General features: G+C 72.0%; 19 protein-coding genes. 14 read left to right on the forward strand and 5 right to left on the reverse strand.

All coding sequences use genetic code 11. From position 1 onward, the window contains the following. The first annotated feature begins 20 nt into the window (after positions 1-20). The 3 genes from O3S82_RS16800 (at position 21) to O3S82_RS16810 (ending at position 5,430) form a co-directional block, all read left to right on the forward strand. The gene (locus O3S82_RS16800) at positions 21-1,595 is read left to right on the forward strand and encodes an ABC transporter substrate-binding protein (protein ID WP_269304388.1); all 1,575 of its coding nucleotides are present in this window, start codon (positions 21-23) and stop codon (positions 1,593-1,595) included. Positions 1,596-1,669: 74 nt separating this feature from the next. Beyond that, the gene (locus tag O3S82_RS16805; protein WP_269304390.1) at positions 1,670-2,752 is read left to right on the forward strand and encodes an ABC transporter permease; all 1,083 of its coding nucleotides are present in this window, start codon (positions 1,670-1,672) and stop codon (positions 2,750-2,752) included. Further along, positions 2,752-5,430, forward strand: coding sequence for an ABC transporter ATP-binding protein/permease (locus tag O3S82_RS16810; protein ID WP_269304392.1), 2,679 nt, complete (start codon positions 2,752-2,754; stop codon positions 5,428-5,430). Before O3S82_RS16805 ends, O3S82_RS16810 begins: the two co-directional genes overlap by 1 nt. Positions 5,431-5,457: 27 nt before the next feature. Here the strand turns inward: O3S82_RS16810 and O3S82_RS16815 are convergent, their stop codons facing one another. Together O3S82_RS16815 and O3S82_RS16820 are read right to left on the reverse strand one after the other, a co-directional pair. Then, positions 5,458-6,081: a response regulator gene (locus O3S82_RS16815; RefSeq protein WP_269304395.1), complete on the reverse strand. Its 624-nt coding sequence runs from the start codon at positions 6,079-6,081 to the stop codon at positions 5,458-5,460. A gap of 9 nt (positions 6,082-6,090) precedes the next feature. Beyond that, a complete protein-coding gene (locus tag O3S82_RS16820) occupies positions 6,091-7,242 on the reverse strand; it encodes a GAF domain-containing sensor histidine kinase (RefSeq protein ID WP_269304397.1) in 1,152 nt (383 codons plus the stop codon). 113 nt (positions 7,243-7,355) lie between these two features. On the opposite strand from O3S82_RS16820, the gene O3S82_RS16825 reads away from it, so the two are divergent. The 4 genes from O3S82_RS16825 (at position 7,356) to O3S82_RS16840 (ending at position 10,459) form a co-directional block, all read left to right on the forward strand. Next, positions 7,356-7,838, forward strand: a complete 483-nt coding sequence (locus O3S82_RS16825) for a universal stress protein (protein ID WP_179427420.1) — start codon at positions 7,356-7,358, stop codon at positions 7,836-7,838. Positions 7,839-7,986: 148 nt separating this feature from the next. Then, entirely contained in the window at positions 7,987-8,844 is an 858-nt protein-coding gene (locus O3S82_RS16830; protein WP_269304401.1) for an oxygenase MpaB family protein, read from the forward strand. Positions 8,845-8,906: 62 nt separating this feature from the next. Beyond that, on the forward strand, positions 8,907-9,539 hold the full coding sequence (locus O3S82_RS16835; RefSeq protein WP_269304402.1) for a hypothetical protein: 633 nt from the start codon (positions 8,907-8,909) through the stop codon (positions 9,537-9,539). Next, a complete protein-coding gene (locus tag O3S82_RS16840; protein ID WP_269304405.1) occupies positions 9,539-10,459 on the forward strand; it encodes an LLM class F420-dependent oxidoreductase in 921 nt (306 codons plus the stop codon). Before O3S82_RS16835 ends, O3S82_RS16840 begins: the two co-directional genes overlap by 1 nt. Positions 10,460-10,598: 139 nt before the next feature. On the opposite strand, the gene O3S82_RS16845 is transcribed toward O3S82_RS16840, so the two are convergent. Continuing rightward, positions 10,599-11,126: a MarR family winged helix-turn-helix transcriptional regulator gene (locus O3S82_RS16845; protein WP_179427412.1), complete on the reverse strand. Its 528-nt coding sequence runs from the start codon at positions 11,124-11,126 to the stop codon at positions 10,599-10,601. Positions 11,127-11,267: 141 nt separating this feature from the next. Between O3S82_RS16845 and idi the strand changes: the two genes are divergently transcribed. The 7 genes from idi to O3S82_RS16880 are packed head-to-tail and all read left to right on the forward strand — an operon-like array spanning position 11,268 to position 16,925. Then, positions 11,268-11,867, forward strand: a complete 600-nt coding sequence (gene idi / locus O3S82_RS16850; protein ID WP_269307079.1) for an isopentenyl-diphosphate Delta-isomerase — start codon at positions 11,268-11,270, stop codon at positions 11,865-11,867. Then, on the forward strand, positions 11,864-12,916 hold the full coding sequence (locus tag O3S82_RS16855; RefSeq protein ID WP_269304409.1) for a polyprenyl synthetase family protein: 1,053 nt from the start codon (positions 11,864-11,866) through the stop codon (positions 12,914-12,916). The genes idi and O3S82_RS16855 overlap by 4 nt, the downstream gene beginning before the upstream one ends. Further along, a complete protein-coding gene (locus O3S82_RS16860) occupies positions 12,913-13,815 on the forward strand; it encodes a phytoene/squalene synthase family protein (protein WP_269304411.1) in 903 nt (300 codons plus the stop codon). The genes O3S82_RS16855 and O3S82_RS16860 overlap by 4 nt, the downstream gene beginning before the upstream one ends. After that, the gene (crtI, locus tag O3S82_RS16865; protein ID WP_269304413.1) at positions 13,815-15,410 is read left to right on the forward strand and encodes a phytoene desaturase family protein; all 1,596 of its coding nucleotides are present in this window, start codon (positions 13,815-13,817) and stop codon (positions 15,408-15,410) included. Before O3S82_RS16860 ends, crtI begins: the two co-directional genes overlap by 1 nt. Next, positions 15,407-15,733 carry a lycopene cyclase domain-containing protein gene (locus O3S82_RS16870; protein WP_269304415.1) on the forward strand — a complete coding sequence of 109 codons (327 nt, stop codon included), beginning with the start codon at positions 15,407-15,409 and terminating at the stop codon, positions 15,731-15,733. Before crtI ends, O3S82_RS16870 begins: the two co-directional genes overlap by 4 nt. After that, positions 15,730-16,053, forward strand: a complete 324-nt coding sequence (locus tag O3S82_RS16875) for a lycopene cyclase domain-containing protein (protein WP_179427402.1) — start codon at positions 15,730-15,732, stop codon at positions 16,051-16,053. Before O3S82_RS16870 ends, O3S82_RS16875 begins: the two co-directional genes overlap by 4 nt. Beyond that, complete coding sequence (locus O3S82_RS16880) at positions 16,050-16,925, forward strand: prenyltransferase (RefSeq protein ID WP_269304417.1); 876 nt, start codon at positions 16,050-16,052, stop codon at positions 16,923-16,925. Before O3S82_RS16875 ends, O3S82_RS16880 begins: the two co-directional genes overlap by 4 nt. Here O3S82_RS16880 and O3S82_RS16885 read toward each other — a convergent pair. Together O3S82_RS16885 and O3S82_RS16890 are read right to left on the reverse strand one after the other, a co-directional pair. After that, a complete protein-coding gene (locus tag O3S82_RS16885; protein WP_269304420.1) occupies positions 16,918-17,649 on the reverse strand; it encodes a glycosyltransferase in 732 nt (243 codons plus the stop codon). The two genes, O3S82_RS16880 and O3S82_RS16885, sit on opposite strands and share 8 nt — an antisense overlap. Then, positions 17,646-18,194 (reverse strand): hypothetical protein, encoded by a 549-nt coding sequence (locus tag O3S82_RS16890; protein ID WP_179427396.1) that lies wholly within the window; start codon positions 18,192-18,194, stop codon positions 17,646-17,648. Before O3S82_RS16890 ends, O3S82_RS16885 begins: the two co-directional genes overlap by 4 nt. Between the last annotated feature and the right edge of the window lie 118 nt (positions 18,195-18,312).

Raw genomic sequence — 18,312 nt, forward strand, 5'->3', positions numbered from 1 at the left:
GGAGGAAACAGATGAACTCGATGCGGCGACGCGTCACCGTCCTGGCGACCGCGGCACTGGCCGGCTCCGTGCTGGCGGCCTGCGGAGCGGGACAGAACGACGACGACAGCGATGCGGCCCTGATCGTGGGCACGACCGACAAGGTGGTCTCGATCGACCCCGCCGGCTCGTACGACAACGGCTCCATGGCGGTGCAGACGCAGGTCTACCAGTACCTGCTCAACTTCCCGGCGGGCAGCACCGAGCTGACCCCCGACGCGGCCGAGAAGTGCGACTTCGAGGAGCCGACGGTCTACGTCTGCACCATGAAGGACGGACTGAAGTTCGCCAACGGCAACGAGCTGACCGCCTCCGACGTGGCCTTCTCGTTCAAGCGGGTCGTGGACATCAACGACCCCAACGGCCCGGCCTCGCTGCTCGGCGCGATGGAGTCGGTGGAGGCGCGTGACGACAAGACCGTCGCGTTCACCCTCAAGGCGCCCAACGACCAGACCTTCGCCCAGGTGCTCGTGACCTCGGCCGGCCCGATCGTCGACGAGGACACGTACCCCGCCGACGGCCTGCTGGACGACGACGCCGCGGTCGAGGCCAACGCATTCTCCGGTCCGTACACGATCGGCGAGTACAAGAAGAACGAGCTGGCCGAGTTCACGGTCAACCCGGACTACGACGGCACGTACGGCGAGGCCAAGTCCGACGTGACGATGCGCTACTACGCCGACTCGAACAACCTCAAGCTCGACGTGGAGAAGGGCGACATCGACGTCGCGTACCGCTCGCTGACGCCGACCGACATCGACAGCCTCAAGAAGTCCGACGACGTCACGGTCCACACCGGACCCGGCGGCGAGCTCCGCTACATCGTGTTCAACCTCAAGACGATGCCCGGCGACGACGACGCGCAGAAGCAGGCCGTCCGCCAGGCCGCGGCCTACCTCGTGAACCGCGAGGAGATCGCCTCGGAGGTCTACAAGGGCACCTACACGCCGGCCTACTCGGCCGTCCCCGAGGGCCAGAAGGGCGCCACCGAGGCGTTCAAGGACAAGTACGGCGACGCGCCCGACCAGGCCGCCGCGAAGAAGACCCTCGACGACGCCGGCGTCTCGACGCCCGTCGAGCTCAACCTCCAGTGGAACCCCGACCACTACGGCGGCAGCTCCGACCAGGAGTACCAGGCGGTCAAGCGCCAGCTGGAGGAAGGCGGACTGTTCACGGTCAACCTGCAGTCGACGGAGTGGAACACCTACTCCGAGGAGCGCGTGAAGGACGCCTACCCGGCGTTCCAGCTGGGCTGGTTCCCGGACTTCCCGGATCCCGACAACTACCTGACGCCGTTCTTCGCGCCGAACAACTTCCTCCAGTCGCACTACGAGGACGACGCGATGACCAAGCTGCTCGACGCCGAGCGCGTGGACGCCGACGAGGCCTCGCGTGACGCGACGCTCGCGAAGGCGCAGGAGATGGTGGCCGACCAGGTCCCGATCCTGCCGCTGCTCACGGGCGCCCAGGTGGCCGTCGCCGGCAAGGACGTGAAGGGCGTGAGCGACACGCTCGACCCGTCGTTCAAGTTCCGGTTCACGGCACTGTCGAAGTAACGGACACCCGGAACCGGGGTCCCGGCACGCCCAGCGCGTGCCGGGGCCCCGCTTCCACGTAGGAGGAGTGCAGCGTGACCACAGACGTCCTCGTCGCCGCCGACACACCGTCGGCCGAACCCCCCGGTCGCCGCGGCGGCCTCAGCCCGCTCGCGCGGTACCTGTTGATCCGGCTGGCGCTCATCGTCCCCATGCTGTGGGTGCTCGTCACCGTCGTGTTCTTCCTGATGCGCGTGATCGGCGACCCGATCACCGCGGCGCAGGGCGGCCGCCTCACTCCCGAGCAGATCGCCGAGCGCAAGGCCGAGGCGGGCCTCGACCGGCCGATCCTCGTGCAGTACGTCGAGTACCTCGGCAACATCCTGCGCGGCGACTTCGGCACGACCCTCACGGACAACCGCGAGGTCACCGACATCCTCATCGTCAACGGCGCGGCCACCCTGGAGCTCACGTTCTGGGCGCTGCTCGTGGCGTTCTCGGTGGGCATCCCGCTGGGTCGCATCGCCGCGCGGCACCGCGACCGCGGGCCCGACGTGCTGCTGCGGCTCTTCGCGATCGTCGCCTACGCCGCGCCCGTCTTCTTCGTCGGCCTGCTGCTCAAGCTCGCCGTGGCGCCGTTCGGCTGGCCCACCTCGGGCCGGGCCTCGACGGCCACCGAGCTGACGCTCGCCAAGGTCGAGCCGCAGACGAACATCATGATCATCGACGCCATCCTGTGGGGCGAGCCCGAGTACATCTGGGACGTCCTGCAGCACGCCGTGCTGCCGGCGATCGCCCTGGGCCTGCTCACCGGCGGCATCTTCCTGCGCCTCGTGCGGGTGAACCTGCTGCAGACGCTGCGCGCGGACTACGTCACCGCGGCCCGCGCGCGCGGCGTCTCGGAGCGGCAGGTCGAGCGCAAGCACGCCTTCCGCAACGCGCTCGTCCCGGTCGTGACCGTGATGGGCATGCAGATCGCGATCCTGCTGGGTGGCGCGGTGCTGACCGAGACCACGTTCGAGTGGAAGGGCATCGGCTACGAGCTGGCGCAGTACCTGATCCGGCGCGACTTCCTCGCGGTGCAGGGCATCGTCACCGCGATCGCGTTCATCGTGTGCATCGCGAGCTTCCTCATCGACGCCATCGTGGCGCTCGTCGACCCCCGAGTGAGGTTCTGATGCGCTACCCCGGTCGCTCCGTCATCCAGCAGTCCCACGGCCTGCAGCGGTTCATGCTGCTGCTCGGCGTCGGGCTGATCCTGTTCTTCCTCGTGCTCGCGATCTTCGCGCCGTGGATCGCGCCCTACGACTTCAACCAGGTGCGCGGCGACGACGGCGTCCTGTTCGGCACGCAGCAGCCACCGAGCGCCGACCACCTGTTCGGCACCACCGTCGGCGGCGCCGACGTGCTGTCGCGCGTGGTCTACGGCGCCCGCACGGCGATGGAGGTCATCGTCCTCGCCGTGATCGTCTCGAGCGTGATCGGCGTGCCGCTCGGCCTCGTCTCGGGCTACCTGGGCGGCTGGCTCGACAAGACGCTCGTGCTGATCATGGACGCGCTGTACTCGTTCCCGTCGCTGCTGCTGGCGATCGTCGTGTCGATCGTGGTCTCGGGCGGCTCGAGCGGCGCGCTCGGCGGCATCGCGTCGGCGGCGATCTCGATCACCGTCATCTTCATCCCGCAGTACTACCGCGTGATCCGCAACGCGACCGTCTCGGTGAAGACCGAGCCGTACGTCGACGCCGCGAAGGTCGTGGGCGTGCGCACCCCGCGGGTCCTGTTCCGCCACATCCTGTCCAACGTCGCGCAGACGCTGCCGGTCATCGCCACCCTGAACGCGTCGGAGGCCATCCTGACCCTCGCGGCCCTGGGCTTCCTGGGCTTCGGCATCGAGCCGTCGGCCGCGGCCGAGTGGGGCTACGACCTCAACAAGGCGATGCCCGACGCGACCAACGACATCTGGTGGACGGGCCTCTACCCGGGCCTGGCGATCGTGCTGGTCGTCCTCGGCGTGACGCTGCTCGGCGAAAGCCTCAACGACATCACCAACCCGCTGCTGCGCACGCGCGCCGCCGACAAGGCCGAGGGCGAGCTCGAGGTCGAGCTGGCCGAGGACGTCTCGGCCGCGCCCGAGCTGGGCGACGACCTGGCCGGGACCTCCGCCGGCGCGGAGCCGCCCCACCGGACGGCGGTCCTGTCGCTGTCCGACCTCCGGATCAGCTTCGGCACGGACGCGGGACGCGTGGTCGCGGTGGACGGCGTCGGCTTCGACGTCGAGCCGGGCGAGGTCGTCGCCGTGGTCGGCGAGTCCGGCTCGGGCAAGTCGGTCACCTCGCGTGCCGTCATGGGTCTGCTGCCCGGCACGGCCAAGGTCGATGGCTCGGCGGTCCTGCGCACGGGTGGCGACGGCGAGCGCGAGCTCATCGGCATGAGCCCGCAGGCGCTGCGGCCGATCCGCGGCGACGAGATCTCCATGGTGTTCCAGGAGCCCTCGACCGCGCTCGACCCCGTGCGCACCGTGGGCTGGCAGATCATCGAGGCGATCCGCGCCCACCGCGAGACCAGCAAGTCGGAGGCGAAGAAGCGTGCGATCGAACTGCTCGAGCTGGTCGGCCTCCCCGACCCCGAGCGGCGCGTCGACTACTACCCGCACCAGCTGTCCGGCGGGCAGAAGCAGCGCGTGATCATCGCGATCGCGATCGCCTGCGAGCCCGACGTGATCGTCGCCGACGAGCCCACCACGGCCCTCGACGTGACGGTGCAGGCCGCGATCCTCGAGCTGCTGCTCGACCTGCGGAACCGGCTGGGCACCGCGATCGTGCTGATCACGCACAACATGGGCGTCGTCGCCGACATCGCCGACCGCGTCGTGGTCATGTACCGCGGCAAGATCGTCGAGCAGGCACCGGTCGACCGGCTGTTCTCCGCGCCGGAGCACCCGTACACGCGGGCGCTGCTGGAGTCGGTCCCTCACCTCGGCCGGCCGAAGGTCGTCGAGGGCGAGACGGGCCCGGCGCCGCTGGAGAACGCGCCCGTCGTGCTCGACCTCGAGGACATCGTGGTGGAGTTCCCGGGCGGCTGGGGCGAGCCCACCTTCCGCGCCGTCGACCACGTGAGCCTGCAGGTGCACCGCGGAGAGGTGCTCGGTCTCGTGGGCGAGTCCGGATCGGGCAAGTCCACGCTGGGCCGCACCGCCGTGGGCCTGCAGCAGCCGACTTCGGGCATCGTGCGCGTGGGCGGCGAGCAGATCTCGGGGCTGAGCGACGCCGAGCTGCGGCCGTTCCGCAAGCGGTTCGGGTTCGTGTTCCAGGACCCGGCCTCGTCGCTGAACCCGCGGATGTCGATCCTCGACTGCATCGCCGAGCCGCTGCGGGTGCACACCGACCTCTCCGACGCGCAGGTGAGGGAGAAGGTCCAGGGCCTGCTCGACTCGGTGGAGCTGCCGCGCGACTTCGCCGAGCGCTACCCGCACGAGCTCTCGGGTGGTCAGCGCCAGCGCATCAGCCTGGCCCGCGCCCTGGCGCTCGAGCCCGACCTGCTCATCGCGGACGAGCCGACCTCGGCGCTCGACGTCTCGGTGCAGGCGCGCGTGCTGGAGCTGTTCCTCGACCTGCAGCAGCGCCTGCAGTTCGCGTGCCTGTTCATCACGCACGACCTCGCCGTGGTGGACCGGCTCGCGAACCGGGTGGCGGTCATGCAGCGCGGGCGACTGGTGGAGCTCGGCCCCCGCGACCAGGTGCTGCGCCGGCCGACCGAGGACTACACGCGCAGCCTCATCGCGGCCGTGCCCGTGCCTGACCCGGTGGAGCAGCGCCGTCGTCGCGCCGAGCGCGGCGACCTCCTCACCGGGGCCTGACGACCGGACCGAGCGGGGTCTTCCGTCTCAACGATCCCAGGCGGCGACCTGGGCGCGGCGCTCGAGGCCGAGCTTGGACAGGACGGTGGAGACGTAGTTCTTCACCGTCTTCTCCGAGAGGAAGAGGGTCTCGGCGATCTCGCGGTTGGAGCGGCCGAGGCGCAGCTCGTCGAAGACCTTGCGCTCCTGCGCGGTGAGCTCGGCGAGCGGGTCGGGCTCGTCCTGGCGGCGCAGCCGGTCGAGCACCGCGCGGGTCATGGCGGGGTCGAGCAGCGACTGTCCGGCGGCGACCCGCTGCACCGCGTCGACCAGGTCGTTGCCGCGCACCTGCTTGAGCAGGAATCCCGAGGCGCCCGCCATGATCGCGTCGAAGAGCGCCTCGTCGTCCTCGTACGAGGTCAGGATCAGCACCGAGGTGCGCGGCGCCATGATCCGCACGCGGCGGCACAGCTCGATGCCTGAGCCGTCGGGCAGGCGCGCGTCGAGGACGGCGACGTCGGGCTGAAGGCTATCGATCTGCGTGGCGGCCTCGCCGACGGTGCCGGCCTGGCCGACCACCGTGATGGCGCCCGAGTCCTCGAGCAGGTCGCCGACGCCGCGCCGCACGACCTCGTGGTCGTCCAGCAGGAAGACGCGGATGGGTTCGCTCACGGGGTCAGCCTACGGAAGGTCGACCGCGGGCTCGGTGCTCTCGAGCGGGACCCGCCACGTCACCCGCGTGCCGCGACCGCCCGGACCTGGCTCGATCAGCAGGGATCCGCCCGACCGCTCGGCGCGCTCTCGGAGGTTGGCCAGACCGCTCGCGGGCTGCTGGTCTGCCATCCCGATGCCGTCGTCGGTGATCGTCGCGACGACGCCCTCGGGCGCGACGACGAGGTGCAGCCGCACCGAGGTCGCGCTCGCGTGCCTGATGACGTTGGCCAGCGCCTCGTTCATCACGGCGTGCACGTCACTGCGCCGGCCGAGCTCGAGCAGGCCGAGGTCGCCCTCGATGTCGATCGACGGCGCGAAGCCCAGCGGCGCCGCGGTGGCCTTGAGCAGCCGGACCAGCCGCGCCTCGTCGGTGGCGGCGTCCGAGCCGAGGGCGAAGATCGCGCCGCGCAGGTCGGCGATGGCGCGGTCGACGTCGTCCACGGCTTGCGAGGCCCGGCCGGCCCAGGGCTCGTCCACGTGACGGGCGATCCGGTCGAGCGACAGGCCTACCGCGAACAGGCGCCCGATGACGAGGTCGTGCAGGTCGCGCGCGATGCGGTTGCGGTCCTCCACCACGGCCATCCGCGCCAGCTCGGCACGCGTGCCGGCGAGCTCGTCGAACAGTCGCGCGTTCGCGATGGCGGTGCCCGCGACGGCGGCCAGGCCGGTGACCAGCCGCTCGTCGTCCTCGCTGAAGCCGCCCGCCTTCTCTGTCAGGTAGAGGTCGCCGAACACGCGGCCGTCGATCCGGATCGGGACGCCGAGGAAGGCGCCCATCGGCGGGTGGTGGGGCGGGAAGCCGACCGAGTCCGGGTGCGAGGCGACGTCGTCGAGCCGCAGCGGCACGCCGTCGCGCAGGACCACCCCGAGCACTCCGGCGCCGCGCGGCAGGGCGCCGATCTCGGCGGCTGTCTCGTCGTCGATGCCCTGCGTCAGGAACTCGACGAGGCCCTCCTCCGGGTCGCTCCCGAGGACACCGAGGGCGCCGTAGCGGGCGCCCGTCAGGTCGCGGGCCAGCTCGATGATGCGGGCCAGCAGGCTGTCGAGATCGAGGTCGGACGTGACCGCGACGGCCGCCTCGACGATGTGCTCCCAGCGCTTCCGGTCCTGTTCGTCCACGCGCTCACCGTACCGAGGCCGACGGGCCCGAGGTCCCGAGAACTCGTGACCTTCGGCCCTGCCCCGGCGCCGGCGCGCGCGGCACGATGGAGGTGTCAGAAAGGAACGAGTCCATGAGCACCAACACCATCGTCGTCGGTGTCGACGAGACCCCCGCCGGAACGGCCGCCCTGAGCTGGGCCGCCCGTGAGGCGGAGCTGCGCGGCGCCGACCTCAAGATCGTGCACGTCTGGCAGATCGACGCGGCCGTTGCGATGGCCGGCGCCGAGGTGCCGTGGCTGGCCTACGAGACCGATGCCCGGTCGAACGCCGCCCGCTGGGTGGCCGACACGATCGGCGCGGAGGACGCGCAGGGCCGTCCCCGCCGCATCGACGTCGTGCAGGGTGCCCCCGGGCCGACCCTCGTCGACGCCTCCCGCGACGCGGCCATGCTCGTCGTCGGGACCCGCGTGCACACCGGCATCAGCCGGGTCCTGTTCGGCTCGGTGAGCCACTACTGCCTCACCCACGCGCAGTGCGTCGTCGTCGCCGTGCCGACCACCTCCACGGCGGAGACCGTCGACGTGGAGTCGGCAGACGAGCTCGTCGAGCACTGAGTCACGGCGGCCGGCCGCACCACCGGCCGCCCTCCCGGCCCGCGCTCCTCTTCTCGGGCGCCGGCCGACCCGGAGGCCTCGATCCCCGGAGGCCCTCCCGCCCGCAGTCCCGGCGGCGACCCCACGCCGCCGGGGCTACGTTGGCGTCATGATCGAGCGCGTCCGTGGCCAGGCTGGTGCGGCGATCTTCGCCCGCGTGGCCGGACCCGAGGGCGAGGGCCGTCGCGACCGCATCCACGGCACGCCCGGCCCCCGGCGGTTCGCGCCGGGCGACCCCGTGTGGCGCGTCCACGGTGACGCCTCGATGTTCGTCGGTGGGATCCGCGCACTGCTGCTGCAGTCGCTGCACCCCCTCGCAATGGCCGGCGTCGACCAGCACTCGGGCTTCCGCGGCGACCCGTGGGGACGGCTCCAGCGCACGAGCGGCTTCATCGCGATGACCACCTTCGGCACGATCGAGCACGCCGACCGCACGATCGCCGCCGTGCGGGGCATCCACGAGCGCGTCACCGGCACCGCGCCCGACGGCCGGCCCTACGCCGCGTCCGACCCGCACCTGCTGCGCTGGGTGCACGTCGCCGAGATCGACTCCTTCCTGCGGGCGCACGACCGCTACGGCTCCACGCCGCTGACCCCGGCCGAGCGCGACCGCTACGTGGCCCAGGCCGCGGTCACCGCACGCCTGCTCGGCGCCACCGACGTGCCCGAGGACGTCGAGCAGCTGCGTGAGACGCTCCGGGCCTACCGACCCGAGCTCGAGAGCACGCCCGCCGCCCGCGCGGCCGCCCGCTTCATGCTGATCCACCCGCCCGTTCCGTGGACGGTTCGCGCCCCGTACGGGATGCTCGCCGCGGCCGCGGTGGGACTGCTGCCGCGCTTCGCCCGGCGGCCCCTGGGACTCCCGTGGCTGCCGGTGACCGAGGCGACCGCGGTGCGTGCCGGCGGCGTCGCCGTCACCCGCGCGATCGGCTGGGCGATGGCCCCGCCCGCGCGTTCCACGACATGAGGATCGGACCGAAGCACGACACAATGGACGAGTCCCCACCCGACACCTAGGAGTGATTCCTCGTGAAGAAGCTTGCGCTGCTGACGGCCGCTGCCGTCGGATACGTCCTCGGAACCCGCGCCGGCCGCGGCCGCTACGAGCAGATCAAGCGCCAGGCCGAGAAGGTGTGGCACACCGAGCCGGTGCAGACGACCGCCCACAAGGCCCAGGACACCGCCAAGGCCGCCGCGTCCGAGGCCGGCCACCGCGTCGCCGAGACCGCGAAGGACGTCTCGGGCACCGTCGCGGACAAGGCCAAGGACATGACCGGCAAGGCCAAGGACGCGTCCGACACCGCGACCGAGAAGGTCAAGACCGCCGCCGACTTCTCGAAGGACGACGACTCGTCGCCGAGCCAGGCCACGCCGACGCCCGCCCCGGGCCCGGCCACCGTCGCCGCCGCCACCTTCGGCTCCGCCACGCCGACCACGAGCACGCCCTCCGGCACCACGTCGACCTCCGACACCGGCTCGGAGGACTCCGCGGCGCCCCAGGCCGACGCCACGTCGCTCGCCTACAGCACCAGCTCGGAGGGCCTGCGCGCCGACGCGAGCAAGGCGGACGAGAAGGCGCCGTTCGACATCGACGAGGCCGGCTCCGACGACCTCGCGTCGCCGAACCCGCTCGGCACCGACGACCCGGACTCGCGCGCCTGATGCGGCTGAGGATCTTCACCGAGCCCCAGCAGGGCGCCTCGTACGACGACCTCCTCGCGGTCGCGCAGGAGGCCGAGCGGCTCGGCTTCGACGCCTTCTTCCGCTCGGACCACTACCTCGCGATGGGCGGCGACGGCCTGCCCGGGCCGACCGACGCGTGGACCACGCTGGCGGGTCTCGCCCGCGAGACGTCCACGATCCGGCTCGGCACGCTGGTCACGAGCGCGACGTTCCGGCTGCCCGGACCGCTCGCGGTGACGGTGGCCGGCGTCGACCAGATGAGCCGGGGCCGCGTGGAGTTCGGCCTCGGCGCGGGCTGGTTCGACGCCGAGCACCGCGCGTACGGGATCGGGTTCCCCGACACCCCGGAGCGCTTCGACCGCCTGGAGGAGCAGCTCGAGATCATCACGGGTCTGTGGGCGGACACCACCGGCTCGTATTCGTTCGACGGTGAGCACTACACGATCAGCGACTCGCCGGCCCTCCCCAAGCCGGCGCAGGAGCGGATTCCGGTGATCGTCGGCGGCAAGGGCAAGCGCCGCACTCCGGCGCTCGCCGCCCGGTTCGCGGACGAGTTCAACGTGCCGTTCGTCTCGGTGGAGGAGACCCGCACGCTGTTCTCGCGGGTCCGCGAGGCCTGTGAGAAGGCCGAGCGCGATCCGTCGACGCTGGCCTGGTCCAATGCGCTCGTGGTGTGCGCGGGCGCGGACGAGGCCGAGATCGCGCGCCGCGCGTCGACGATCGGCCGCGAGGTCGACGAGCTGCGGGAGAACGGCCTGGCCGGCACCCCCGCCGAGATCGTCGACCGGATCGGCGAGTTCGCCGAGGCCGGCACCGAGCGGATCTACCTGCAGGTGCTCGACCTGTCCGATCTGGACCACCTGGCGCTCGTGGCCGAGGAGATCATGCCCCACGTGTGATCGCTCGAGAGCTCCGAGACGACGAGGCACCCGGACCGCTGCGGCGGCCGGGTGCCTCGTCGTTCTGGCCCTTGGGCAGGGCGAATGACACCGGTGTGATTTACCCACAGCATTGTCCCCACGTGGGGACAACTCATCCTCAGGACGGCGGTCCGACCTCCAGCGTCCCGCGCTCCATCTCCCACGTCAGGGCCTGCAGGAAGTCGATGATCGCCGGCCGCGCGTCGTGCGGCACCTTGGCCGCGATCGCCTTCATCCGGTCGTGCATGTCGGCCAGGTGCGCCGACATCTCGCGGCGGGCCTGCTCGGTGGGCACGAGCAGCACCGAGCGGCGGTCGGTGGGGTGCGGCGTCCGCTCGAGGTGCCCCGAGGCGACCAGTCGATCGACGAGCGTGGTGACCGCGGCGGTGCTGATGCCGAGATGGTCCGCCAGGCGGCGCGGCGTGACTCCCGGGAGCGCCCCCTGCACGACCCCGGCCTCGGCCTGCTCGACGGTCCGGATGACGTGGCGCAGCGAGCGGAGGTCGGTGGGGTTGACGCGCATCGAGTCGCTGAGGCGGTTCCGCATCTCGCGATCCGCGCGGACGAGCTCGCGCACCGCACGCAGCAGGCCGCGCTCGTCGTCGGTGTAGGCGGGCGCCACTGGGGTACGTGGAGTCAGGGGCACGGCACGACTCTATCCCTTATTTCTACAAGTTGATATCTAGACTGCTTAGCAATACGGTTTCAAGTGTCCCCAGGAGGAACCGTGGAACCCGTGCTCGATCTCTCGCCCGGTGCAGTGGATGCCGCTGCCTCGGCCGCTGCCGTGCGCGCGGACCTGCCCGACCGCCTCCCCCACGACGACCCCGACGATCTGGTCGTCCTGCTGGACGACGACCACCAGCCCATCGGCACCGCTCCGCGCCACGGCGTGCACGGAACCGACACCCCCTTGCACCTCGCGTTCTCCTGCTATCTGGTGGACGGAAAGGGCCGCGTGCTGCTCACCCGCCGCGCCCTGGGCAAGCGGTCGTGGCCCGGCGTCTGGACCAACTCCTTCTGCGGCCACCCGCGACCCGGCGAGGACCTCGTCGACGCGGTGAGCCGGCACGGGCGCGGCGAGCTGGGGCTCGAGCCCGAGGCGATCCGTCCCGTCCTGCCCGACTTCGCGTACCGTGCGGTCGACGCCTCCGGCGTGGTGGAGAACGAGGTCTGCCCCGTGTTCGTGGCCCGCACCAGCGATGACGTCGAGCCGCACCCCGACGAGGTCGAGGAGCACCGCTGGGTCGACGTGTCCGACCTGCGCGAGACCGTGCGGGTGGCGCCGTGGGCGCTCAGCCCGTGGCTCGTGGAGCAGGCCGCGGCGATGGAGGAGGCCGACGCGTGGCACGTGCTGGCACCGGACGAGACGGAGACCCGCCCATGACCCTCCAGTCCGAGCTCGACTCGCTGCTGCACTCCGCCCGGGTGCCCGGCCTCGCCCGCGACCACGCGGCGCTGCTCGACGCCCTCGACCTCGGCAGCTCGGGCGGCAAGCGCTTCCGGCCCTGGCTCGTCACCACCGTCCATGCCGCGTTCGACGGCGAACAGCCCGAGCCGGTCGTCGATGCCGTGGCCGCCGCCACCGAGCTGCTGCACACGGCCTTCGTCATCCACGACGACGTGATCGACAACGACGACACCCGCCGAGGACGCTCGAGCGTGCCGGGGCTGTTCCGCAGCGACGCGGCCGAGCTGGGCACCGCGCCCGACGACCGCGACACCTACTCCCGCGCCGGTGCGATCCTCGCCGGCGACCTCGCGCTCGCCGCCGCGATCCGCGCCGTGGCCACGTGCGGCGCGGACGCTGCCACCACGCACCGCCTGCTCGACCTCCTCGACGCCACGCTGCACGCGTCGGCAGCGGGCGAGCTGGCCGACGTGCGGCTCGCCCTCAGCCCCGAGATGCCGGGCGCCGAGGAGGCCATCGCGGTCACGGAGCACAAGACCGCGGTCTACTCGTTCGTGCTGCCGCTGCAGGCCGGAGCCGTGCTGGCGGGCGCCGACGACGCCGCGGTCCGCGCGCTGGGCGAGATCGGTCGGTGCCTCGGCATCGCGTTCCAGCTGCACGACGACGTGATGGCGATCTTCGGCGACCCCGCCGAGACCGGCAAGGACCCGCTCGGCGACCTGCGCGAGGGCAAGCGCACGCCACTCATGGTGCACGCCTCGCAGACCGACGCCTGGGCCCGCATCGCCCCTCACCTGGGGGACCCCGAGCTCACGGAGGCCGCGGCGTCCGCCGTGCGCGAGGCGCTCCAGGAGTGCGGCTCGCGCCACCACATCGAGGACCTCGCCGAGGGGCACCTCACCGTCGCCCGCGAGCACGCGCGCTCGCTCGGCCTCGAGTGCTCGCTGCTCGACCCGCTGGTCGAGCAGGCGTGGCGGATGACGCCCACGGCGCTCACGCGGGCCGCCCAGGTCGGGGCGGCATGAGCGTCCTGCACCCGGACGACCACGGGAAGTCCGGCTCCACCGCCGCCACCGAGGCCTACGCGCTGTACGACGAGGTGGCCGAGGACGCCGCCGCGCTGGTCATCAAGCGGTACTCCACCTCGTTCTCGCTGGCGTCGCGGCTGCTCGCCGAGCCCGTGCGCACGCGCGTCTGCAACATCTACGCGCTCGTGCGGGTGGCCGACGAGATCGTCGACGCACCGCGCCCCGAGGGCGACCACGACCAGCAGTTGCGATTGCTCGACTCGCTCCAGGCCGAGGTCCACGAAGCGATGCGCACGGGGCACAGCGCGAACCTCGTCGTGCACGCCTTCGCGCGTACCGCCCGCGCCTGCGGGATCGGCACCGACCTCGTGGACCCGTTCTTCGACTCGATGCGCACCGACCTGTTCCGGACCGAGCACGACGAGGCCAGCTTCGCGACCTACGTCTACGGCTCGGCCGAGGTCGTCGGGCTCATGTGCCTCAAGGCCTTCCTGCTCGACCAGCCCGACGTCAACGGCGCGTACGAGGCGCTGGCCCCGGGCGCGCGACGGCTCGGCGCCGCCTTCCAGAAGGTGAACTTCCTGCGCGACCTCGGCGACGATCGCGACAACCTCGGCCGCAGCTACGTGCCCGGCCTCGACCCGGAGCACTTCGACGTGACCATGCGCGATCGCCTGCTGGACGACATCGACGCCGACCTCGCGGCCGCCGCGGCCGTGATCCCCCAGCTGCCTGCCGGCAGCCGCCGGGCGGTGGCCGCCGCGCACGCACTGTTCGCCGAGCTCTCGCGCCGGCTGCGCCACGCCTCGCCCGAGCGGATCCGGTCCGAGCGCATCCGCGTGCCCGGGCCGGCCAAGGCCCGGGTCGTCGCGCGCGCCGTCACGGTGGGCGTCTGATGGGGCGCGTCACGGTCATCGGCGGCGGGATCTCGGGGCTCGCCACCGCCGCACTGCTCGCCGCCGACGGCTGGTCGGTCGACCTGCTGGAGCAGCGCGACGAGGTCGGTGGGCGCGCCGGCTCCTGGGAGCAGGACGGGTTCCGGTTCGACACCGGTCCGTCCTGGTACCTCATGCCCGAGGTCTTCGACCACTTCTTCCGTCTGCTCGGCACCTCAGCCGCGGAGCAGCTCGATCTCGTGCAGCTCGATCCGGCGTACCGCGTCTTCTTCGAGGGCCACGCCGATCCGGTCGACGTGCTCACCACGCGCGCCCGGAACGTGGCCCTGTTCGACGCGATCGAACCGGGCGCCGGGCAGCGCCTCGAGCAGTACCTGGACTCGGCCGACGACGCGCTCGCGATGGCGGTGGACCACTTCCTCTACACGAGCTTCGACCGGCCCGCGAACCTCGCGCACGCCGACGTGCTGCGCCGGGCGCCGCAGCTGGCGGGCCTGCTCGGCCGGTCGCTGGAGTCGCACGTCGCCTCACGATTCGACGACGTCCGGCTGCGCCAGATCCTGGGCTATCCCGCGGTCTTCCTCGGCTCGTCCCCGTCGCGGGCGCCGAGCATGTACCACCTGATGAGCGGCATGGACCTTGCCGGCGGGGTGCTCTACCCCCAGGGCGGCTTCTCCACGCTGATCGACGCGATCGCCGCCCTCGCGCGGGCGCGCGGGGTGCGGATCCACACCGGCGCCACCGTCATCGGCATCGACACCGTGGCGACCGACCGACTGCCCTTCGTGCCGGGTGCGCGGGCGCGCGTCGAGGGCGTCACGTTCCGCACCGCGGAGCGCATCGAGTGGATCGGCGCCGACGTCGTCGTCGGCGCGGCCGATCTGCACCACCTCGAGACGCGGCTGCTGCCCGAGCACCTGCGCACCTACCCCGAGTCCTGGTGGCGCCGCCGCGACCCCGGCCCCGGAGCCGTGCTCGCGTACCTCGGCGTGGAGGGCGAGCTGCCGCAGTTGGCCCACCACACCATGTTCTTCACGCAGGACTGGGCCTCGAACTTCGACGACGTCCTCGGGCGGCCCGGCCGCGTGCCCGACCCGGCGTCCTCCTACGTCTGCAAGCCGTCGGCCACCGACCCCACGGTCGCGCCCCCGGGTGACGAGAACGTGTTCGTCCTCGTGCCCGTCCCGGCCGACGTCGGACTCGGGCGCGGCGGCATCGACGGCACGGGCGACCCCGTGATCGAGAAGACCGCGGACGCCGCCATCGCACAGATCTCCGCTTGGGCTGGCGTTCCCGACCTGGCCTCGCGCATCAAGGTCCGCCGCACGGTGGGCCCCGGCGACTTCGCCGCCGACCTCAACGCGTGGTCGGGCGGCGCGCTCGGGCCCGCGCACACGCTGCGACAGAGCGCCTTCCTCCGCGCCCGCAACGCGTCGCGCCACGTGGACGGCCTCCTGTTCGCCGGATCCAGCACGATCCCGGGCATCGGCCTGCCGATGTGCCTCATCAGCGCCGAGCTCGTGCTGAAGCGGCTGCGTGGCGACCGGTCGGCCGGCCCGATCGCGGAGCCCACCGGCACTACGGTGGACGCGTGAGCTGGCTCTACCTCGCCTCGGTCGTCGGGGCGGGCTTCTGCATGGGCCTGGTCGATCACCGCTGGCGGCTGTTCCTGTTCCGGTGGCCGCGCCGAGCGCTGGTCGTCCTGGCCATCGGGTTCGTGTTCTTCCTGGTGTGGGACCTCGTGGCCATCCAGCTCGAGGTCTACAGCCGCGGCGAGTCGCCGGCGATGACGGGCATCGAGGTCGCGCGCGAGCTGCCGCTCGAGGAGCTCTTCTTCATCGCGTTCCTCTGCTACGTCACGGGCGTGCTGCACGGCCTGTTCACGCGAGTCCTCGACCGCGAGGGAGCCGCGCGATGACGTACCTCGGACTGGCCGCCGTGTTCACGGCCGTCACCGTGCCGGTGCTGGCCGTCGCCGTGGTGAGGCGCCGCCCCGACCGGCGCTGGTGGGCCGCCACCGGGCTCACGGCGCTCGCGCTGGTCGTGCTGACCGCGGTCTTCGACAGCATCATGATCGCCGCCGACCTGTTCCGCTTCGACGAGGAGTCGCTCACCGGGATCCACGTCGGGCTGGCCCCGATCGAGGACTTCGCGTGGCCGATCGCCGCCACGATCCTCGTCTCCTCGCTGCTGCTGCTCCTGGCGCCTGCGCGCGAGCCGGCCGAGGACCGGTCGTGAGTCGCGCCGGGCAGGTCCTGGCCTCGTCGCGCCCGCTGTCCTGGATCAACACGGCGTTCCCGTTCGGCGCGGCGTACCTGCTCGCCGACGGCGGGCTCGACGCGGCGTTCTGGATCGGCTGCATCTGGTTCCTCATCCCCTACAACCTGATGATGTACGGAATCAACGACGTCTTCGACTACGAGTCGGACCTGCGCAACCCGCGCAAAGGCGGGGTCGAGGGGATCGTGCTCGACCGGCGCGTGCACCGGCTGACGATCTGGTCGTCCGTGGTCACGAACGTGCCGTTCGTGGTCGTCCTCGCCGCGATGGGCTCGGCGGTCTCGAACCTCGTGCTGGCGATCAGCATCTTCGCGGTCATCGCGTACTCGGCGCCGGTGCTGCGGTTCAAGGAGCGGCCGTTCCTGGACTCGATCACCTCGAGCACGCACTTCGTGAGCCCTGCGGTCTTCGGCCTCGCCCTGGCCGCGGCCCGCGGCAGTGACGTCGAGGTCACCGTGCCCGTCGTGGCCGCGCTCCTCGGGTTCTTCGCGTGGGGCATCGGCTCGCACGCGTTCGGCGCGGTGCAGGACGTCATGGCCGACCGTGCCGCGGGCATCGGCTCGATCGGCACGGCGCTGGGCGCCCGCAACACCACGTGGTTCGCGCTCGGCGCCTACCTGCTCGGCGGCGTCTGCCTGCTGCTCCTGCCGTGGCCCGGCACGCTGGCCGCGCTGCTGGTGCTGCCGTACGTGGCGAACATCTGGCCGTACCGCTCGATCACCGACGCCACCTGCGAGGAGGCCAACGTCGCGTGGCGGCGCTTCCTGTGGCTGAACTTCCTGACCGGCTTCCTCGTCACGCAACTGCTGATCTGGATCACCCTCACCTGACGGCGCGGAAGCGGTCCTGCCAGCGCACCCACGGCGGTCGCTCGGCCCAGTTGAGCCGCAGGGTGGTGACGGCGCGGTCCATCCGGCGCGCCAGCTGGGCGCGGCCGCGCACCGAGCGGCCCGACACCGCCAGCCGCAGCGAACGGTCGTAGCGGATGACGGACTCCGGTCCCAGCACGAAGGCGAGGTCCATGTCGTCGTGGACGTCGTCGAACCGGTGCACCCGGTCGCGCACCCGCTCCCACGTGGTGCGGCGGACGGCCATGCTCGATCCCCACAACGGGTGGTGAGCGAGCGCGAGGTAGGTCAGCACGTAATAGGCGCCGAGGTAGACCACCGTGGCGATCTGCCGCAGGACGGGCGGGAGGTCGTGGAAGTAGCCGGCGCCGGTGACCGCGTCGACGCGGGGATCGGCCATCGCGCGAGTGACCTGCTCGATCCAGTCGGGGCCGGGCCGCGAGTCGGCGTCGAGCCGCGCGATCACCTCGCCGCGGGCGGCGTCGTAGCCGGTGGCCGCGGCGGGCGGGATCCCCAGGCGCGGCTCGGGGACCACGCGGGCTCCCGCGGCCTCGGCGACGGCAGCCGAGTCGTCGGCGCTCGCGTTGTCGACCACGACGACCTCGAGCGGTGTGACGGTCTGGGCCGCCAGGAGGCACAGGCACTCAGCCAGCTCGGCGGCGTCGTCGTGGACGGGGATGACGACCGACACGGTGGGCGCTGTCATCGCGGCTCCGCGGCGGAGGTGCGGCTGACGACGAGTGCCGCGACGACCGCCCCGATGGCGCCGGCGGCCAGGTCGCCGACGGTGTCGTCGTACCCCACCTGGATGCGGTCGTCGAGCCACGTGTGGCCCATCCACTCGAGGAACTCCCACACGACGGCGAGGGCGACGGCGGTGGTGATCGTGACGATGAACGCGCCGAGACGGGGTCGCGCGATGCGCGGGTCGTCGTGGGCCGGCAGCGCGCCGACCTTGACCAGGACCTGCCACGTGAGCGCGGCGATGAGGCCGGTGGCCGCGGCGTGGACCACGATGTCGAGCTCCGGGACCGCGAGGTACCAGTCGAGCTGCGCGGCCCATCCGCCGAGCAGGAGGGTGCCGCAGTAGGCGACGTCGAGCGCGGGGCCGGTGCCGATCGCTCGCGGGATGAACAGGCCGCCGAGCACGAGGAAGAACAGGGCGAACCCCATCCAGCCGCCCTCGATCGTCGCCGCGACGACGCTCACGACGCCCGCCGCGCGCAGGGCGTCAGGGGCGATCAGCGGCATTCGACCATCCTACTGAGGACGGAGCGTCGCGGATGGTGGCCGGGCGGGTCGGCACGCGAAATCGCCCGGAATCGCAGGAATCACATCGGCGTAGTTTGTCCACACGTCTGTGCACAGC

It is taken from the genome of Aeromicrobium sp. HA (assembly GCF_027171405.1).
GTDB lineage: Bacteria > Actinomycetota > Actinomycetes > Propionibacteriales > Nocardioidaceae > Aeromicrobium > Aeromicrobium tamlense.

Bases quoted from the DNA above. Each gene is read 5' to 3' on its own strand.
- O3S82_RS16890 (WP_179427396.1), bottom strand. From the start codon at position 18,194: ATGCCGCTGATCGCCCCTGACGCCCTGCGCGCGGCGGGCGTCGTGAGC.
- O3S82_RS16840 (WP_269304405.1), top strand. From the start codon at position 9,539: ATGCGGCTGAGGATCTTCACCGAGCCCCAGCAGGGCGCCTCGTACGAC.
- O3S82_RS16860 (WP_269304411.1), top strand. From the start codon at position 12,913: ATGAGCGTCCTGCACCCGGACGACCACGGGAAGTCCGGCTCCACCGCC.
- O3S82_RS16810 (WP_269304392.1), top strand. From the start codon at position 2,752: ATGCGCTACCCCGGTCGCTCCGTCATCCAGCAGTCCCACGGCCTGCAG.
- crtI (WP_269304413.1), top strand. From the start codon at position 13,815: ATGGGGCGCGTCACGGTCATCGGCGGCGGGATCTCGGGGCTCGCCACC.
- O3S82_RS16830 (WP_269304401.1), top strand. From the start codon at position 7,987: ATGATCGAGCGCGTCCGTGGCCAGGCTGGTGCGGCGATCTTCGCCCGC.
- O3S82_RS16885 (WP_269304420.1), bottom strand. From the start codon at position 17,649: ATGACAGCGCCCACCGTGTCGGTCGTCATCCCCGTCCACGACGACGCC.
- O3S82_RS16825 (WP_179427420.1), top strand. From the start codon at position 7,356: ATGAGCACCAACACCATCGTCGTCGGTGTCGACGAGACCCCCGCCGGA.
- O3S82_RS16855 (WP_269304409.1), top strand. From the start codon at position 11,864: ATGACCCTCCAGTCCGAGCTCGACTCGCTGCTGCACTCCGCCCGGGTG.
- O3S82_RS16875 (WP_179427402.1), top strand. From the start codon at position 15,730: ATGACGTACCTCGGACTGGCCGCCGTGTTCACGGCCGTCACCGTGCCG.
- O3S82_RS16800 (WP_269304388.1), top strand. From the start codon at position 21: ATGCGGCGACGCGTCACCGTCCTGGCGACCGCGGCACTGGCCGGCTCC.